The organism is Synechocystis sp. IPPAS B-1465, assembly GCF_003015225.1.
In the GTDB taxonomy this organism is placed as follows: domain Bacteria; phylum Cyanobacteriota; class Cyanobacteriia; order Cyanobacteriales; family Microcystaceae; genus Synechocystis.
The window spans coordinates 46,438-64,275 of sequence record NZ_CP028100.1 but is presented as its reverse complement, the minus strand read 5'-3'; the positions used below and the strand labels follow the sequence as shown (position 1 = coordinate 64,275).

Genomic DNA, 17,838 nt, shown 5'->3' with positions numbered 1-17,838 from the left:
AAGCTGTAATTGATGCAAAAAATAAAGCAAAAAGTAATGCCATAAATCGGTAACAAAAAGAGCATTGACAAAAAGAGAGGGACATATAAAATAGCCCCACTCAATGACACTCATTGCAATTATGAAATACAAAATACTTTCCAGTCTAGCGTTGGTGACGCTGGGCATAACGGCGATCGCCCCAATGGTCAATGCAGGCATGGCAAAGGACAACTACACCGGCAAAATTTACTCCACTGGTCATGCTCCCCGTGATGACGTTTATGTCTATTATTTGGATGCTCCATTGACCAAAAAAGTCTCTGCTAATGAATGCGGTATTGTGCAAATTTCCCTTGGCTCAATACCCCATACTGGTTCAACAGAAGTAACGTTGATAGGGGTGGGGCCAGCAACGGTGAGCTCCTTTCCTTTAATGGCTAAAGCAGATGCACCAAAATGTTCCAATGGTGTGGCGACCAACATTCCTGCGGAGGGAAAAGCACGATATGTTCCCAATGCGGAAACGGGTAATCAATCTTTAGTGTGGACGGGGCAAACCCCTTTCACCCAGTACGACATCACGTTTCCCATACCAAAGGAAAGAAAGCTGAAATCCAATGCTTGCGGTGTTGCCACCATATCATCCAGTAGTTCTTATCCTTCCACCGGAACCTTTCGCATGGGAGCGAGCCCAACTGTTCATAACTTTGCCACGGTGACTGGAGTTAATGCACCTCCTGGTTGCAAAAACAATACGTTGCTTTTGCCTGTTGGTTTTCCCAACTAAGGTTGGGGTAGATAATCAATTGGCAAAGATAAGAGAAGGACAGGGTAAAGGTTAGATATAAGCAAACCAATTATTCAGCGTCCTGACCACCGAGCACCAGCAATTTAACCGTTATCACTTGACTCCTCAGCCGTGACCATTCCCGAAAAGTTGCGGCTTTTTGACGATCATAGGCAGAGATTTGGTTAAGGTAACGTTCACTGTCTCCTTCCCCAAAGCGGTAGGAAACCTTGGCAATTTCGAGGCGTTGCTTGTCCCGTTTGGCAATTTCCTGCTCAATTTGAAAATTACGGGCAATTTCTTCCAATTTAAGGGCTTCAAATACTACCTGTTCCCGGAGCTTTTGGGTCAGCTCAGCTTTATTGCGTTGCAGTTCAGCAATTTTGATTTGAATATCACCAATGGCGATCGCCCGTTGTTGCTGGGAATCGTTGGCGGCGTAGTCTGACCAATTGAATAAAGCCCCCAAACCCTGACCGAGAAAGGCAGATAGGGTATTACCAAGGATGAGGCGAAAGGGATTATTGACCGGCGGTTCCACCCCATTACTAACGGGCCCCAGGGTGGAGTAGAGAAAGGTTTGGATGAAAGGGGAAAAATTACCAATGGCAATGGAATCCAAGTTTTTGCGTCGGGCTTCGTCCACTGCATTTTGGGCTTCGTCAATTTTTTCCTGGAGGTCTGCCAGTAATCGAGAATTTTGCACAGCGACATTTTGCAGTTGATTAATGCAATCTTCCGTGGTGACGGAGCAGGGCAATTCCCCCAACATTTGTTGCCAAACGTCCTCGCTAATTTTGTTGTCCACCAACTCATCCAGTTCGGGGGCCAGGAAAGGATTAGATTGTCCCTGGGGGTCTTCCATCAACTCCGGGGTATCGTCCTCTTCCGGTTCCCGCAGTTCTGGTTCTTCAATCTCGGCACTAGGGATTTGGGTTAGTAGTGTCGAGGTAGAGGGTAACGGCCAGCTTACCGTCGGTTTGGCGGTCAAACTTAATGCGGCGAATAGTGCCAGAGTAAGGACTTTTGATTTGAACAATGCCATTGAGCTTTTCCTCCACAGCGGATAATTGCTCCCGGAGCTGGGCCAACTTGAACTCCCGGTCTAATTTTTGATTGGCCACATTAATGGCCACCTGATTTTCTTCCTCCGCTCGGCGGGAAATGGTGATGCGGTGGTTATATTCCGCCAGTTCTCGGTTTTCCTTGGCCGCCCGTAACCTGGACTGGGCCTGTTCCAATTCCCCCCGGGCAATGCTGACCTTACTTTGCAGATCAGTTAACTCTTTGCGGCGGTCTGCTTCCACCTGGAAATATTCCGCTTGGAAAAATTTATACTCCGCTTCCTTACCCTCCAATGCCGTCCTGACCTGGCGTAACTTTTCCGTTTCGTGGGTCAACATCTCCGGCGGCAAACCCTTCAAACCATTGACCGCATCTAGTTTGCGTTGCTGTAACTCAAAAGCCCGGTGGGCCGCTTCCACATCAGCTAGGGAACGTTCTACCTTGGCCTTGGCAGAAATGAAGGGGTCAGCCTCGATCGCCGTGGCGAGATTCCGTTGGGCCTGGGCTAGCTTAATTTCCGCTAATTGAATGGCGGTTTCTTCCACGGTGTAGGAAACGGGGGGCAATTCCCGCAAAGCTGGGGCCGGTTGTAGGGTGGGCACCAATTGACCTTCCACATTGGCGATCGCCAGGAGGCGTTCCCGTTGATCCCGTTCTAGTCGGGAGCGTTCCGCTTCTTTGTCCGATAGCACCTGACCGCGGTTAACCGTATCCCCTTCCCGCACCTTCAGTTCCGTGGGGTCACCTAGGGTGAGATTAATTTTGAGCCGGTTGGGAGTAGTGAGGGAAGAATTATTGCTAGGGGTATTAGTAGTGTTGGTTTGGGCATGGAGGCCGCCAAAGACCACAGTGCCGAGGATTACCGCCAACAGTAAAGCCCGCCAATTCATAGCATTTTGTCCTCCCTAAGAACTAAAAAAGCGAGGAGCAGACAAGTGGCAATGGTTTGCATACCAACTAAAGAAAGAATAATCAAAGAACCAATCATGGTGTATTCCTTTGGTAAAAGGGGACAATGTTAACTTTATTGGCATTTTTGCCAAAGCGTACCAATGATTCCAGGGGATTCAAATTGGCGATCGCCTCCTCGGAAAACCTAAAGGTGCGGGCAGTTAGGGGTAACTCGGAAGAATCAACCGGCAGAATCAGCTTAGTGAACGTATTGGTTAGCACATCCTTGGAAATATGGCGGGAAGACTGGGAAGCCACCCACAGGCCCAGCCCATACTTTCTGCCGTCCGCCGCAATTCTGTCCAACGCTTTGGAATGGCCCAACTCCTTAGCTTCATCAATGAACAAAACCGTCCTGAGAGTCGATTCCCCTAGTAAACGGTGGTGACTCATCAACTGGGACGCTAAAGCATCCCCGGCGATCGCCTGCAATTGGGGGGGAAGTTTGGCAAGATTCCAACGGGTTAACCTTTCATAGGGGGGCTGGGTTTTGTTGAAAATGCCGTACTCAAACATGGTGGATAGCTTTAGTCTCAGCTTTTCCGCTTCCTTGTCTTCCTCGGCCATTTCCTCCAGCAAAGCTTCCAAGTCAGAAAAGTTAGGGGGTACTTTCAACCAACTCTGGGGGGATTCCTGGGAGATGCCCCGACGGAAATAGCAATGTTTGAACGCATCTAGTAGTTTGCCCTGTTGATTACTGCCCAACCGTAGGGTTTTGGCGAATAGCATGGCCAGCTCAATGGCCCGCAGATTGGGGCCGCCCCCTTCCTGGTCGAGGTTAATTACTAGGGGATTAATGCCAGAGTTGCTGGTCATATTGATGTGGTAAACCTTTTCCCCCGGTAGCTCCTGGTCGCCATGGAAATCAATGATGGCCACCTCCACCAACTTGCTCACCTCCCAGGCGATCGCCTTCAGGGTTTGGGTTTTACCGGCCCCGGAACCGCCAATGATGCACCCATGGGGATTGGCCACGGTGGCGGGGTTCCAATAAATCTGCTCACCGATTAACACTCCCTCCCGGTTGACTACTGGAAAATTACTAGGGGTTTGGGTATGGGCTAAACGGTTAACTAGGGGTCTAGGTTTTGGATTGGAGGCAAACATAATCAGGTATCAGGTTTCAGGGAACAGTTATCAAGGGTCAGCGGTGGTTAAGGTAAATGGCATGGACTATCAACAGGGCGGCAAAGCATTGGATTCCCAGGAGATAAAGGAGAATGGTCATCGTTTTTCAATGGTTTTGATAGTTACCGACCCCCTAACGTATTGGTCTTGGAGAAGTTGGATCGCCGTTTCGATGGGGGCATGGTCGAGGGTGACAAATCCTCCGGCATTGCGGATGGGGGCAAAGGCAAAGGCGGACTGTTCCAGGCGGAGCATAGTGGGGTCATCAATGGTGAGCTGGCCACTGATAAAAGTCATGGGGTTGATGTAACCCTCCAGGCGATCGGGCGGTTCATCGTCGAGGTAAATGGTTTCGGTATGGATCACGGCGGGTTCCCCCTCCCGGCCCCGAATGCGATTAACAATGATGGTGCTGTCCGCTTCGGTGCCCACTTTCACCACCTGGTCATCCCGCAGAACCAAAAAGCCTTGGCCATTGGTGGCAATTACCGGGGCCTCTTCCTTTATCGGCGCACGGTTCCCCGCCCACACCCCTTCATATTCGGCGTAGATAATTTCGTTGCCCCCCTTGCGGTTGTACAATTCCACCACCCCACTGGGAGCGGCAATCAGGGCATTGAAGTTTTTCACCAAACCGCCGGTGTTATTGAGTTGGAAAGTCCAAACGGCGATCGCCACCACAAAGACCATCAACCAATATTCGGCGGCACTGCCAGTGGAAATCCTCAGATTACGATTACCGGGGCAAACACAGCGCACCCCCAATGGGTAAAACATTTCCACACCGGATTTGGTGAAGCAGTCCAAGAACCAACCGGCGAAGTAACCAATATTGAGGGCATGGACAATTACTAGGGGAATGACTGGCATGGCAAACCAAAGGGCATAACTGACCAGGGCTAGGGTGAAACTGGCCAAGAGGGAATGGGTGGCACTGCGATGACTAAACCGTTGCTCCAGGGGCCGGGAAATAAACGGTAATATCCGACCGGCGGGACTGGTGCTGATGTCGATGTCCGGCAATAAACTGGCGATCGCCCCAATCAGAATAGGAACCGGGTTGGTGGTTTGGGCCGCCATGCCTACGGAAGCCGCCCCCACTAATAGATGGGTAATGGTGAGCATCAGTTGGTGATCCTCCGTGATTCCTTCGGTAGGTAATAGGAAAGTCTTGCCACCCCTAGGAATATGGCCCCACCAATGCCAGCCAAGATATAGAGGGATTGATTGCCGGTGCCCAAACCAATGAACCGATAGCAAATAAAGACAATGCCCACCAGGAGCAATAACGGGGTGATGTCAAAGTATCTGCCGTGGTCGCCCGCTTCGTTTTGGATGCCCAAAAAACCTTCCTCGATGGCCCGCTTAGCCAACATGGGATTACCCCCAGCTCGGCTTTGCAGTTTGGCAATCTGGTTTGGCTTTAGTCCCGACCCCAGGGAAATGGCCTCTTTTTCCATCAAGTCTCGGATCTGGTATTCCGCCAGGGGCTTGAGTTCAATGCGAGGCACATAGATAAACAAGTCAGTGCGGGGGGGATTAGTGGCCGCCAACAGCATGGGAACCCCCACGTCCTTCAGTTTTTTGAGCCAAAGCCGAAATTTGACTTCCAGATAATGGGCATCGTCGAAGATCAACACCGCCCGGTTAACGCTGAACCATTGGATCAATTCCTGCTTTAAGACTTCCACCGTTTTGCTCCTGCCCTCCAGGTTTTTGCTGTCCACCCCAGCCATGGCGGCGATCGCCATCAGCAGGGTTTTGGGGGTAGCTGGTTCAAAGTATTGGCACGTCACCCCGTCCGCTAACAGCCTTTCCCACACCTGCCGCACCAAGTAGGTTTTGCCCATGCCTTCCCCCGACGTGACCAACACCGACCGAGCCGCATAAAGGGAATGGAGTAGCCCATCCATCTCCGGTTGCCGATAACAGGTTTCCCCGGCCGGTGGGGCCAGCTCCCATTCATCTCCTAGGCCGCCAGTTGACCATGGTTCTGGTTGCTCTGGTAAGCCTTCGCCTTCGTAATCCATTGGGAAGCGATCACTAACGGGTTCTGGGGCTTTGGGGCGATGGCCACCTTAGACTGCTCCACCTGGGCTTGGAGATCCGCCGGTAAATGTTGGGGATTTTTCAGGATTTCAGCAGTTAGTAAATTCTGGGCAATTAAGATCCCCGCCGCTTGATTTTGGGCGGCCCGGATCAGCTCAGCGTGACCCAGTTCCTCATCCCCTTCTAGGGCATCAAAATTAATCACTTCCCCATATTGTTCTAGTTCTCCTTCATCAGTGATCATGGTCAATTGCCCTGGTTTGGGATAATCGGCCATTTTGCCCCCATCACTTATCCAGCGATGAAGTTTATCGAGTTCAGCCATTTGTTCATTGGACAAACTGAACAAATCATCAACTTTGTCCAACGAATAGCCTAAATATTTCAGCCGATTGAACACCGTTGTCCGGGCTACCCCGTAGGATTTTTCCAATTGTTGTACAACGTCACCTTTGGATTTTCCAGCGATGGACATTTTCTTAATCTCCCAAATATTTTTTTGTGGAACTTGTCGTTTAGGGGATTCTATATGACAATTTTTTTCTGTCAAGTCCAATGCTGTCCAACGCTGAACCTAAATTTGTCCAACGTAAAGGAGTAAAAATCCAGCGGCAATCCGCCGGACAAATTGCCCTTTTCCAGTGGACAAAATCTTGTTTTCGCTGGACAAACGGTGTAAATGTCTAGTGATTTGTCTAACGCTCTTGTTGCACAAACTGGACAATTCTTCCTTGGTCTTTGGACTGTCCAACGCCTCTAGTATTAGTTGGCGGACAACCTCACCTTGTTTATGGGTAGGCCACTCATTGGGATTAAAATCCATGATGAACTCCTTAAAATTAATAATTTATATTGTCCAATAGCTAAATAAAAATGACCACAAATATTGAAAAATTTAACTTTCTTTAAAGCTTTGCTGATTTATCCACTAATGCTTTGACAACCTTGATTAACTGCTGAGTTGATTATTGGGGATGCTATTAAGTACGGTCTAAAATGTAGCGATATTTACCAATGAAGATAGGAAATTTTGTCCAGATAAATCAACCCCAATAATTTTTACTAGGGGTTTCTAACCTGGCGATCTCTACCAACTCTTGACCAATATGGAGGTTAACTTTTTGATGTTTCCGGTGCCATGGGCGGACATCCACAAGGAAAGTTCTTCACCTTACCCTTTATCCATAGTCTGAAAATTTTTCCATTGGCTTCAGCAAATTCCAGCAGTGGACTGATAGTTCTTTTTCGGACTCTGATCCGCTACCCTAAAAGCAGAAAGGGAGAGCCTTTAACTCCCTCCATCTATGAACAAATAGACCGACTCATCAACAACCCAGAAACCTAGTTCCCTAGTTGTCTTTGAATAAATAGGATTCCTATGACAGGACAAGAAATTTTGATAAGGGATGAGAGAAAGGACGATGCCGTTCTCATTACTGAAGTGACTATTGCGGCCTTCGCGCCCCTAGAGATTAGTAACCACACAGAGCAGTTCATCATCGAAGCTCTTCGTTCCGCAGGTGCTTTAACCCTGTCATTGGTTGCAGAAGTGAATAGTCGTGTTGTGGGACATATTGCATTTTCCCCTGTGGCCATCTCGGACGGCACAAAAAACTGGTATGGACTCGGCCCGGTCTCCGTGTTACCCCTATACCAGCGTAGGGGGATTGGTAAAGCTCTTATTCAGGAAGGACTGTCACAGTTGAAGGGCTTAGGAGCCAAGGGCTGTTGCCTTGTCGGACACCCAGAATACTACAAAAAATTTGGATTTAAGAATGTGGCGGGGCTTGCTCTCGAAGGGGTTCCCGATGAGGTATTTTTTGCTCTTTCGTTTGACAGTCATTATCCCCAGGGTGATGTTACCTTCCATGAAGGATTCAGAGCAAATAGCTCTAGCAACGTGAAATTATGAATCTTTGGAGCTAGGAAAGGCGATCGCCAATAACCGATATGATTTATCGAGCTACCCCAAAACAGTACAAATTACACTCTTGAGAATCGCCTGTAACCCTCACATTTGATTTTTCAGGTTATCTGCATCATTTTGCCAAGCAAAAAGGGATAACAGACGATTTTGGCGATGGTAGTAGTTTTCAAGATTCATCAACTGAGAATAATTGGCAATAATTTATGTTCGGGGATGGAGAGTCGGAAAAATTCCACGATAGAATTAGGGTTGTGGGAGCTATTCAATATTTTCATCATTTTATTGAATGAAAATTAACCGTCAGGGGCAGGCAAAGGTATTAACTGAGCAGGAATTACACGACCTGTTCACTATCGGGTTGCTGACTCCCAGAGATCGCCTGTTGTTTGGCATTTGTCTTTACACTGGTTGTCGGATTGGGGAAACTTGTTCTCTGGCTTGGGCTGATGTCACCACTGATGCCATGACTTTCCGCATTGAAAAAACTAAAACCAAGTCCAGTCGCACTGTGGCCATTTCCCTGGCGTTGCAAGTTTTATTTGATGACTACCGACAAGCTCAACGATCTGTTAGATTTCCATCGTCCTATGTATTTCGGGGGAAAAGAGTGGGGTCACACCTTCATCCTTCCATGGCCCATAAAATATTGAAGGCCGCCACTGACAGGATTGGAGTGAGGGGGGTATCAACCCATTCTTTTCGCCGCACTGCGTTAACGATGATGTGTCGGAAGGGAATTAATCTGCGGGTTATCCAGAAAATTAGTGGTCACAAGAATTTGAATGTGTTGTCCCATTATCTGGAGGTTTCTGAACAGGAGAAGGAGCAGGCCTTATCTACAATCTCGTTTTAAAGTTGAATTAGTTTTTGACCCACACCAGTCATTGAAAATTTTGAACAGCATAGACTTTAGCTGTTCTAGGATTGGTGGCAATGCCATAGCCAAACTTAGTGTAGTTGGGGGTCAATAGATTTTTGCGATGTCCTTCCGAATACATCCAACTTTTCTGAAACCTTTCTACTAACCCATAGTTGAGAGAGAAATAGGGAGAGCCGGGTAAGACCACAATATTTTCGCCAACTCCCCCCTTGCCGCCCAGAGCTTGATAACGGTCGGTGGGGGACTTCCCTTCAGGGGTATCGTGACCATAAAAATTCCTTTTGGCCATATCTTCCGCATGACCTTGGGCGGTTTTGGTAATCAAGGGGTCTGCCACCAGGAGCGGGAGGTTATTCAGTTGGCGATCGCGGTTGACCAGGGTAAGGGCTTGGATTTGAAGGTCTTCTAGGGAACGAGTCTGATGAGCATTGAATACATGGGTCTGGGGTGAGCCAATTTTCCAATCATCGCCACCGTTGCCGTTGTGATAGTAGAGCGAATCTTTGCCCTGAAATAAAATCATGGCAACTACTACGAAAACCCCTGTGGTTATCTGTTTTGACTTTGGCGATCGATAACGATAACGTCTCATTGGTTTTTAGTAACTAAATGCCTAATTTTACTGATTTAATACCTTCGAAACTAATATACAGCGAATTTCTAATCGGCCTGATACGTCTCAAATAGCTACAACGCTTATTTTACAAGGGTTTTGCTGTGCCAGTTGGATGCCGTAACCGCTGTATTTTCAAGATAAAGCTGAATGAAGTCCAGTGACAATGCTATAATTCCACAATTAGAGTAGAAAAATAAAACCATTACCTTCTATAAATTCAAAGTTGTGGATATAGGAAATTCGTAGATCCGAACGTATGTGGTTTGCAGTTATAAAAGGTTGGTGAAGTTATGATGGCGGTCACTTTTCAGTAAATATCAAGTTTATTAACTTGGATTAGTGTCAGACATACGTGCAACTCGATTCTTTGCACCAGTTACATTGATTCGCATTTGAACTATATTTTTGCTAACCCCATAATGTCTGACAGCATCATTTATATCCATACCTGTTTTAACAATGTGTAGTGCAGCTTCTTCTGAAATTAGTAATGCAGGTCCCAGCCACTCAGCTTCATCTTCTTCTTGTTGGTTAAAGTGCCTACATCCATTTTCATCCAAAACAGGTTGAGGCATGTGACCCAAAATCCCATGGCTAAGTTCATGGGCTATGTTTGCGGCTTGTCGTCGAGGATGATGGGCATCATTGTGAATGATAAGACGTTTATAGCCATCAATTATTGTAATTGCCGAAAAACCGTCCGCTTTACCATTGCGATAGTATTCAACAGATTTTGGAATCATATCTTTGTAAGCAGATAAGGGTTCTACTGGAATTGCCAAATAATCTGCTAATGACCATGGACATAATGGGTCGATTGGCTTCAATCCCAATTCTTCACGAAATTCGCGAGCATAACCATTGGCTTCACTCTTAAAGCCATACCGATATTTTGGTTGCTTTCGTCTTGCCATGACTATTAATTAGAATCTTTTCTTAAACGTTCATAGCCTGCCTTGACAATAGCCGCAAGAGCCTCCGCACCTTCAGGCGTTAGATGGGGATCTGCCCTTAGATATGCAGTAATTTGAGCAAGCGGCTCTGACACGGTTTGACTTTCTTGATTAGATTCGACAAACATTTCAGCTTTTAGGCCAGACCAGTTAAGCAATGCAGCCAAGCTATCAACATCTGGTCTACGCCCTTGGGCCATACGAGTAAGTGTTGATGCACTTACCCCCGACTGCTCGGCAACCTTTTTCCATGTCAGTTGCTTAGACTGCCTTTGACCATCTAATGCTGCGTAGAAGGAAGTGATATCAAATCCTACTTTTTTCATTTTGACCTCAGTTTCACATTTGCAATTTTAAATCACTTGTGCAACAATCAGAAATAATTGCTATATTGCAATCAGAAATCTACTTAGCAACAGAGGGATAAAGTGGTGGTAAATGCACAGCAATTCAGAATTCAAGTCGATCAGCAACAGTTAATGATTCCTGACCCTGTTCCTACGGGACGACAGATTCTGGAAATCGCTCAAAAAAGACCCGCAGATGAATTTCTGGTGTTCTATCTATTGCCCAGTGGTCAACTTGAAGAGATTCGCCTTGATGAAACTGTTGATCTCAGACAAACAGGAATTGAGCGTTTTATAACTTTTCGTAGCGATCGCTCATTCCGTTTTGTGATTGATGGACGACGATTTGAATGGGGAATTCCATTGATCAGCGGACTGAAGTTAAAACAACTGGCACAAGTTAGCCCACAAGCTTATGGGGTCTGGTTAGAAGTCAGAGGAGGTGAGGATCGTCCGATTGCTGATCATGAAACGGTAAATTTAGAGGCTCCGGGTGTTGAGCGTTTTTTCACTGGCAAGAAAACAACAACGGAGGGCTAAGTGATGACTTTTTTACCTGAGAGCGATCGCCAATATCTGGCGAATAAGGATTATACCTATGAGGAAATCACCGAGGGGAGTCGTAAAGGACTGATTTTTTCTAAATTTCCGCTTCCAAACCAGAAATACGATGTTTCTGAAGTGGATTTACTCATCCTTCTGCCCAATGGCTACCCTGACATTGTGCCTGACATGTTTTATCTCGAACCTGCGGTCAAGTTGGTTCAGGGAAATCGTCCCCCACGGGCTACCGAAGCACGGCAACAATTTAATGGACGGTCATGGCAACGGTGGTCGCGGCATGAGCGAGAGTGGCGACGGGGGGTTGATGGTATTTGGACAATGCTGAAACGTGTTGAACATGCTTTGGAGGTGGCGGCATGAACAATCAAATTAGTTTGACTCTTCGGGAGTCTCATCTTCAAGAGCTAAGGAAAAGTTTATGGCACAGTGATGGGAAGGAAAAGGCAGCGTATTTAATCTGTGGTGAGGTTTCCATTCAGGCAGATCCATGGACTAGTATGCCGCGAAAAAAATATTTGTCCGTTGAGGTCATTCCCATTCCTGACAATGAGATTGTTTCCCATTCTCCTCAGCACATTACGTGGTCTACAGATTCTTTTGTGCGGGTGCTGAAGCTGGCACAGCAGAAAAATTTGACTGTTGCAATTATCCATACTCATGGCAAAAATGGGGCTAGATTCTCGGAACAAGATGATGTTAATGAACCGGATTTAGTTCAGCTTGCTCAGAATCGTAATGGTCAGGACACCAAACTGCTCAGTCTTATCTTGACTGCCGATGGTGATCTAGTGGGGCGATGCTGGTTCAATCCGAAGGAGTATCAACCTCTCGATCTGATTATGTGTGTGGGCGATCGCCTCCAACTGCATTATCCAGAGAGAGGAAACGGTATCAGTTCTCCAATTTTCCAGCGACAGGCTTTGGCTTTTGGTGAGGCTCTAACTCAGGATTTATCAACTTTAAGAATAGGTATCGTCGGCTGTGGTGGGACGGGTAGTGCCGTTGCCATGTTGCTGCCCAAACTAGGGGTGCGCCAGATTGCCTTATTTGACCAAGATATCGTTGAATTTACGAACTTGAATCGCCTGCATGGTGCAACGTTCAATGATGCTCAGGAGGGTCTGCCTAAGGTGGAGGTTATTAGGCGATCGCTGACTGATTTGGGTATTGGTGTTGAGGTCAGAACTTATCGGGCATGGATTAATGATCCAATGTGCCAAGATGCGTTGAAAACCTGTGACATTATTTTTGGTTGTACTGATGATCATGCGGGTCGGCTATTGCTCAACCGTTTTGCTTATTATTACCTCACGCCAATATTTGATGTGGGTTTAGCGATTGAGGTTGATCGTTCTGAAACTTTGAGAATGCAAGCTCTTGATGGTCGGGTGACAACTTTAATTCCACCGAATACTTGTTTATTGTGTCGGGAAATTATTAACCCAGAACAGGCTTTTGGAGAATCGCTGAAGCGGGAGCAACCGGAGGAGTACAAACGGCGTAAGGAGGAGGCTTATGTGATTGGTGAAGGGAATCCTAGTCCTGCGGTGGTTCTGTTTACGACTGACGTTGCCAATATGGCGATTCAAGAGTTAGTTCATCGGTTACAGGGATTTCGGGGGAAAAATGGGGCTATCGCCAACCGCGTGAAAAAATATCATCTTCGGGAAGATCGACAATTGGGGGCTAGTGCAGATGTAAATTGCCCATTATGTAGTACTGATAAGTTATGGGGGAAAGGGGATGTTGAACCGTTTTTGGGTATGGTTTAAGTTGGTTTCACGGCATTCAATCATGCGGTGGTTTTTGGTTAAGTTAGGTTTTCTTAAAAAGTCTGAGTTAACTAGTCGGATGGTGAATTTTCATCCTGCACCAGAGGAGATTATGTCGGGGGAAGTGGTAATTGTTGGTGACAGAAATCACAAAAAATGGGCTTGTTTTCGTTGTCCGAGTGGTTGTGGTGAACTGATTTTACTGTCTCTTAATAAAAACCAGCATCCTTCATGGCGCGTTGATTGTGATTGGTTAAATCGTCCAACATTACATCCTTCGGTTCGACAGTTAAACCATTGTCAATGTCACTTCTGGATTAAGCGAGGTGTCACTCAGTGGTGTGCTGATTCTCGGCATAATAAATAATACTCAAATTTTGAGGTTAAGAAAATTGAAATGGTGTTACCGACTTTAAATTTTTCCATATTAATATTTGAATTTTGAATTTCTCACCAATTGATTCAAATGAGTTTATTTCAAACCAACTAAATGAATAGTTTCCTGCAATAGTAATCCTTTCAAAATATCAAACCCCATGCCTACGCCTTTATCCTGCATTGTTTTTATAACTTTATTCCAGACTGTAGGATTCTTACTGGCTTCGAGAAATTCATGCCCTTCCCATGTTAAAGATTTGACAAAGTATTGGGGAGTTTCCCCCATAGTTTGAACTGGTTTATTTCCCATGATTTCAATAAGTCCAGCTTCATGAGCAAGCTTGAGATGGTAAACTAACTCTGCATCTTCATATCCTTGAATACCAAGTTCGGAAGAAGAAAAAGGTTCATAAAAAGTATTTTTTTCTTCTACAGCAAGCAAAATTTTCTTGATTAATTCCATATCTCTTTTCATATTCTAGTCCTCAAGATCACGACCCATACGATATTTAATATCATAGTTAATAATAAAATCTAGTTCTTCATCAGTGAAGCCATAATGTTTAGCTAATACACGATCAATTTCATCAATGATTGGCTTTGAAAATTTTGGATAAATACATTGAATTTTCATTTTCCCAAGCTTCTTATAGCTCATCTCAAGTAGCTTAGAATTACTTTTAAAGTCATCCATAAGAGCTACTGATAGATCCGATAAAGGTTGATGTAAGGACTTAGACAAATTCTCAAAATCCAGAGCAATCGAAGCAATTTCTCGTTTGTTTAGATTTCTACAATCAGAATATATGGTTAAGAACCAGTAAAACAAATTGGAATTAAGAAGAACTAGAAATGCATCTCTTATTTCCTTTGTAGAAAAGGATAAATTCTTCAACTCAGATGGATCGCGTTTTTGATTGTTATTATCATAGATTTCAGGAATAAAATCTAATATTTGAACAAATCCGCTTAACTTTCGAGTATAAAAAATTTGATATGTCCCTGTTTTGTCAATATATAGATCCAAATATTTTTTCTGTGATGTCACTTTTTTTAAAATACTTTTTTCGATTTTAGTTGCTACCTTAGAGATAGAACCATCCTTAATAAATTGTTTTGTATTACTGTATGTAAGACAATTAAATAGAATTGAACGTTCGACTGCTTGCCATTTATTATATCTAGTTGTGAATATAGAATGTGAAGTAAGTTTCTGCTTTTTCCAGAGAATTATTGATAATCTAATATGTTCAATACCATCAAATAATTTACTTGGACGATCATTAAAATTACTGATAACTAGATCCCCATTTGTTACTAAGATATTCCGCAAAGGTAAATAACCATCCGTACAGACTGAAGCAACTGGAATGATAAAGCCTATATGACCTGATAATTTTAATATACTGGAAGCTCGTTCCATAGAATAAGCATATAAATTTCCACAACTTTCTGTTTGATATCCCTTAATAGTGTATTCCTTCTTAATTTTGCTATATTCCACATAAGGCGGATTGCCAATAATGACATCAAAACCACCAGAATGAATAATTCCGTAAAACTCTACAAACCAATGAAAAGGCTGATGACTTTCTTTCCACTCTTGAAAAGCTTTTTCTTTTTTCGATAAACCTAGCTCATACTCTTCTGCTAGATATCGGTCTAATTCGGTTCGTAGTTCTTCAAGACATCGATTTAAGTGAGCCTTTGCCTCAGCTAAAACTCGACCATCTACCTCAGTTTCAGTCTGTAGAAACTTAAACCTCTTAAACTCCTGATCAACAGCGATAGCTCCCTGTTCAATCCGTTTTAAGAAACTATCATCAAATAACAACTTAGTTTGTCCAGTTGCATCACGAGTCATCGACTGATAAACCTCATTCCGTGATGTAAAACCTACCAAAGTATTACCCGCCCGAATATTAAAATCAATATCTGGTAAAGGCTCTAAACCTAAATTTTTAGCCTTGGGATTAGGTTCAACCTGAGCAACCAACTTTAGAAATAAACGTAACTTACAAATCTCCGTCGCCTCATCCATAATGTCCACACCATAGAGGTTATTCAACATGATAGATTTCAGCACAAAATACTGTTTATTCGGGTGTTTTTCCACTTCAGCAAGAATTTCCCGAAATTCAGCATATCTCGGCTTATGATCTGTCCCTCGAATCCGACGATCATCCTCCTCAACAAAACCCCGCATCCTTCCCAAACAACCAGAATAGAGCGGTTCGAGGATTTCTAACGCCGCAAACAAAAACGCCCCAGAACCACAGGTCGGGTCAAGCACAGACACAGAGGCGATCACCCGATAAAAAGCTAAGAGAAAATCAGACCCCTCACAACCCGTAATCACATCCTGAGCAAACTGACGAATATTGAGATTATAGGTAATTAGATCATTGATGCTAGTCATTTCGCCGGATTTGAGTTTTTCCCGAATATCCAAACAACGCTGACGACGGACAATATGTTCACGCCAAGTTTCAGTTGGTAGAGCAAATTCGTCTGATGCTGATTGATTCCAATCTTGCCGCTGAGAAACATCATTAATTCCTGCTGCAATTTCTAGCGGTAAATCTACATCAACACCTTTTAGAACCGCATCATAAATATATCGATTTGGGTTTTCTTTCAGTAGCGACCAAATTTCCCCATCGGCACGAAAAGTGACCTCACATTCCTTCTTCGTCGCATCAAATAGAAAAGGAATAATTGTATTTTTACTAATGTATTCTGTAATATCTTCCTTCGTATAGTAAGCCCCCATTTGCTTCTGGTTAATATACTTCTCAAAGATATAACCTAGAATATCAGGATTAATTTCATTCTGATTCTTAGTAATACGATTATCTAAATGCCAATCCCAGTTACCAAAAAAGACAAATAATTGTTCAAAAGCATCATCAGGAATTTGGATATTTTCATATTTAATCTCTAACTGATGAACATCAAAAAAACCACCATTGAGATAGGGAATATTACCAAGTAATTTATCTAACTCTTGATTACGATCTGATTTGCCTAGGCCCTCATGGAATATTTGCATAAGAAAATACCGATAGAATGAATAAAACTCATCATTACCAAATTTCTCTTGACACAATTTCAAACGATTTTGTAAATAATCAATATCTCTATTTAAAAATCCTTTTCGTTGAATGAAATAAACAAACATCAAGCGATTTAGCATTAAAGAAGCATACCAACTCCTGTCAAAATCATTATTAATACCGTCAATATATTTCAGGAATTGCTTATGCTGCTTTTCAAACTCTGTATAAAATTTCTTCGTTGTTTTCTCAACATCAAACGCTTTTTTAACACGCCGATTAACTTCAACAAGGGTTAAACATTCTTCCTCTTCAAAGGTGATCGCCAAAGCTTCTAATTTCTGTAAAAGCCGTTCTGGCGATTGACCAATCCGATATTGTTCAAATTTAGGAGCTAAAGGTTTTCCAAGTTCCTGCCTCACCCATAGCCAAACCTGTCCTGTTTGCGCTTCATCCCCAAAAATTAATAAGTGAGATTTAGAATAATCCGATAATTGACGATCAAGAGCCAACCTAACCTTTCGCTCTGGAATCTCAGTAGTGGAACAATAATACGCCGTAAAACCACGCTTCTGGGCAATGGCAATCGCTTCAAAAATAGCCTCATCAATTTCTAACGGCAATGCTATTGGGTCGGTTGTATCCCAACCTAATTCTTCGATAAAAAGAGATTCAAAATCAAAATTCTTAAGATATTTTTGGGTACTTGTACGGTTCAATTTCATAAAAAAATCTTTTAAGGTGCGATGAGATCAAGATCAGGAAAATAGGTTTGGTAACGCTTATTGTCACGACTCAGAAGCCGATAACCTGCCGTCAGAGCATGGGCCCCGATATAAAAATCCGGTAACGGCGATCGCCTTGTTCCCCCACTGCGTCGATATTGCAGAAAAGCCTTTCCTGCTAGAAATGCCGCTTCATAGGGCAAAGATTCTCTGTCGTAGTATTTTGGCAATAAAAGTTGATCAAGCTTTTCAGTAGACTCAATCCCAACGGATACTTCCGCATAAATAACAGGGTTAATCACAAGCCGATATGTTTCAGACCGATCAATAAAATAAGCAATCTGTTGATGTGACCAAGTAAACCAAGTAGAATCGTCCGAAAAGACATCAATTAAGACATTGCTATCTACCAAAACTTTAATCATCCTCACCCCTTGTCAGCGCCATAATTTCATCGGTGGTCATATCACACTGCATTTTTCCCCGAACTTGCTCAATATAAGCCATGCCCTCACTCAACTTTGGGGCATGTTTTGCAGGATAACGATTTTGTAATGCTGCTAAAAATGATTTCACTTCATCTAAAGCACCATCTGGTAACTGTTCCAGCATTTCAACAATTTGAGCTTGTGTTGTTATTGTCATTGATTTTTCCTCA

The 17,838-nt window shown here is 44.0% G+C and carries 21 protein-coding genes; 7 read left to right on the top strand and 14 right to left on the bottom strand.

Annotation, left to right across the window (positions count from 1 at the left end; translation table 11 throughout):
* Positions 1-121 precede the first annotated feature (121 nt).
* The gene (locus C7I86_RS18470) at positions 122-769 is read left to right on the top strand and encodes a hypothetical protein (RefSeq protein WP_223211254.1); all 648 of its coding nucleotides are present in this window, start codon (positions 122-124) and stop codon (positions 767-769) included.
* Positions 770-839: 70 nt separating this feature from the next.
* On the opposite strand, the gene C7I86_RS18465 is transcribed toward C7I86_RS18470, so the two are convergent.
* The 7 genes from C7I86_RS18465 to C7I86_RS18435 form a co-directional block, all read right to left on the bottom strand.
* Positions 840-1,760: a hypothetical protein gene (locus tag C7I86_RS18465; protein ID WP_223211253.1), complete on the bottom strand. Its 921-nt coding sequence runs from the start codon at positions 1,758-1,760 to the stop codon at positions 840-842.
* Positions 1,693-2,724, bottom strand: a complete 1,032-nt coding sequence (locus C7I86_RS18460) for a hypothetical protein (RefSeq protein WP_011153827.1) — start codon at positions 2,722-2,724, stop codon at positions 1,693-1,695. The genes C7I86_RS18465 and C7I86_RS18460 overlap by 68 nt, the downstream gene beginning before the upstream one ends.
* 94 nt (positions 2,725-2,818) lie before the next feature.
* Positions 2,819-3,892 carry an ATP-binding protein gene (locus tag C7I86_RS18455; RefSeq protein WP_011153826.1) on the bottom strand — a complete coding sequence of 358 codons (1,074 nt, stop codon included), beginning with the start codon at positions 3,890-3,892 and terminating at the stop codon, positions 2,819-2,821.
* 117 nt (positions 3,893-4,009) lie between these two features.
* The gene (locus C7I86_RS18450; protein WP_011153825.1) at positions 4,010-5,038 is read right to left on the bottom strand and encodes a metal-dependent hydrolase; all 1,029 of its coding nucleotides are present in this window, start codon (positions 5,036-5,038) and stop codon (positions 4,010-4,012) included.
* On the bottom strand, positions 5,038-5,943 hold the full coding sequence (locus C7I86_RS18445; protein ID WP_223211252.1) for an ATP-binding protein: 906 nt from the start codon (positions 5,941-5,943) through the stop codon (positions 5,038-5,040). Before C7I86_RS18445 ends, C7I86_RS18450 begins: the two co-directional genes overlap by 1 nt.
* Entirely contained in the window at positions 5,883-6,437 is a 555-nt protein-coding gene (locus C7I86_RS18440; RefSeq protein ID WP_011153882.1) for a hypothetical protein, read from the bottom strand. Before C7I86_RS18440 ends, C7I86_RS18445 begins: the two co-directional genes overlap by 61 nt.
* Before the next feature lie 99 nt (positions 6,438-6,536).
* Complete coding sequence (locus C7I86_RS18435) at positions 6,537-6,785, bottom strand: hypothetical protein (protein WP_011153881.1); 249 nt, start codon at positions 6,783-6,785, stop codon at positions 6,537-6,539.
* A gap of 555 nt (positions 6,786-7,340) precedes the next feature.
* On the opposite strand from C7I86_RS18435, the gene C7I86_RS18425 reads away from it, so the two are divergent.
* Positions 7,341-7,874 (top strand): GNAT family N-acetyltransferase, encoded by a 534-nt coding sequence (locus C7I86_RS18425; protein ID WP_011153879.1) that lies wholly within the window; start codon positions 7,341-7,343, stop codon positions 7,872-7,874.
* A 301-nt stretch (positions 7,875-8,175) separates the two neighbouring features.
* On the top strand, positions 8,176-8,742 hold the full coding sequence (locus C7I86_RS18420) for a site-specific integrase (RefSeq protein WP_011153878.1): 567 nt from the start codon (positions 8,176-8,178) through the stop codon (positions 8,740-8,742).
* A gap of 28 nt (positions 8,743-8,770) precedes the next feature.
* Here C7I86_RS18420 and C7I86_RS18415 read toward each other — a convergent pair whose 3' ends face one another.
* From C7I86_RS18415 to C7I86_RS18405, 3 genes are all read right to left on the bottom strand, one after another.
* Complete coding sequence (locus C7I86_RS18415) at positions 8,771-9,361, bottom strand: CAP domain-containing protein (protein ID WP_011153877.1); 591 nt, start codon at positions 9,359-9,361, stop codon at positions 8,771-8,773.
* Between the two features lie 350 nt (positions 9,362-9,711).
* Positions 9,712-10,299, bottom strand: a complete 588-nt coding sequence (locus C7I86_RS18410; RefSeq protein ID WP_011153876.1) for an ImmA/IrrE family metallo-endopeptidase — start codon at positions 10,297-10,299, stop codon at positions 9,712-9,714.
* A gap of 5 nt (positions 10,300-10,304) precedes the next feature.
* Positions 10,305-10,664 carry a helix-turn-helix domain-containing protein gene (locus tag C7I86_RS18405; RefSeq protein ID WP_011153875.1) on the bottom strand — a complete coding sequence of 120 codons (360 nt, stop codon included), beginning with the start codon at positions 10,662-10,664 and terminating at the stop codon, positions 10,305-10,307.
* Positions 10,665-10,769: 105 nt separating this feature from the next.
* Here C7I86_RS18405 and C7I86_RS18400 point away from each other — a divergent pair, with 105 nt between their 5' ends.
* The 4 genes from C7I86_RS18400 to C7I86_RS19565 are packed head-to-tail and all read left to right on the top strand — an operon-like array spanning position 10,770 to position 13,388.
* Complete coding sequence (locus tag C7I86_RS18400) at positions 10,770-11,225, top strand: multiubiquitin domain-containing protein (protein WP_234376130.1); 456 nt, start codon at positions 10,770-10,772, stop codon at positions 11,223-11,225.
* Between the two features lie 3 nt (positions 11,226-11,228).
* On the top strand, positions 11,229-11,609 hold the full coding sequence (locus C7I86_RS18395) for an E2/UBC family protein (RefSeq protein WP_041428303.1): 381 nt from the start codon (positions 11,229-11,231) through the stop codon (positions 11,607-11,609).
* Positions 11,606-13,021 carry a ThiF family adenylyltransferase gene (locus tag C7I86_RS18390; protein WP_011153872.1) on the top strand — a complete coding sequence of 472 codons (1,416 nt, stop codon included), beginning with the start codon at positions 11,606-11,608 and terminating at the stop codon, positions 13,019-13,021. Before C7I86_RS18395 ends, C7I86_RS18390 begins: the two co-directional genes overlap by 4 nt.
* Positions 12,993-13,388, top strand: a complete 396-nt coding sequence (locus C7I86_RS19565; RefSeq protein WP_011153871.1) for a DUF6527 family protein — start codon at positions 12,993-12,995, stop codon at positions 13,386-13,388. Before C7I86_RS18390 ends, C7I86_RS19565 begins: the two co-directional genes overlap by 29 nt.
* A 105-nt stretch (positions 13,389-13,493) precedes the next feature.
* Here C7I86_RS19565 and C7I86_RS18380 read toward each other — a convergent pair whose 3' ends face one another.
* The 4 genes from C7I86_RS18380 to C7I86_RS18365 are packed head-to-tail and all read right to left on the bottom strand — an operon-like array spanning position 13,494 to position 17,825.
* On the bottom strand, positions 13,494-13,874 hold the full coding sequence (locus tag C7I86_RS18380; protein WP_011153870.1) for a DUF2513 domain-containing protein: 381 nt from the start codon (positions 13,872-13,874) through the stop codon (positions 13,494-13,496).
* A gap of 3 nt (positions 13,875-13,877) precedes the next feature.
* Positions 13,878-17,180 (bottom strand): DNA methyltransferase, encoded by a 3,303-nt coding sequence (locus C7I86_RS18375; RefSeq protein WP_011153869.1) that lies wholly within the window; start codon positions 17,178-17,180, stop codon positions 13,878-13,880.
* An 11-nt stretch (positions 17,181-17,191) separates the two neighbouring features.
* On the bottom strand, positions 17,192-17,605 hold the full coding sequence (locus C7I86_RS18370; RefSeq protein WP_041428298.1) for a type II toxin-antitoxin system VapC family toxin: 414 nt from the start codon (positions 17,603-17,605) through the stop codon (positions 17,192-17,194).
* Complete coding sequence (locus C7I86_RS18365; RefSeq protein ID WP_011153867.1) at positions 17,598-17,825, bottom strand: hypothetical protein; 228 nt, start codon at positions 17,823-17,825, stop codon at positions 17,598-17,600. Before C7I86_RS18365 ends, C7I86_RS18370 begins: the two co-directional genes overlap by 8 nt.
* Between the last annotated feature and the right edge of the window lie 13 nt (positions 17,826-17,838).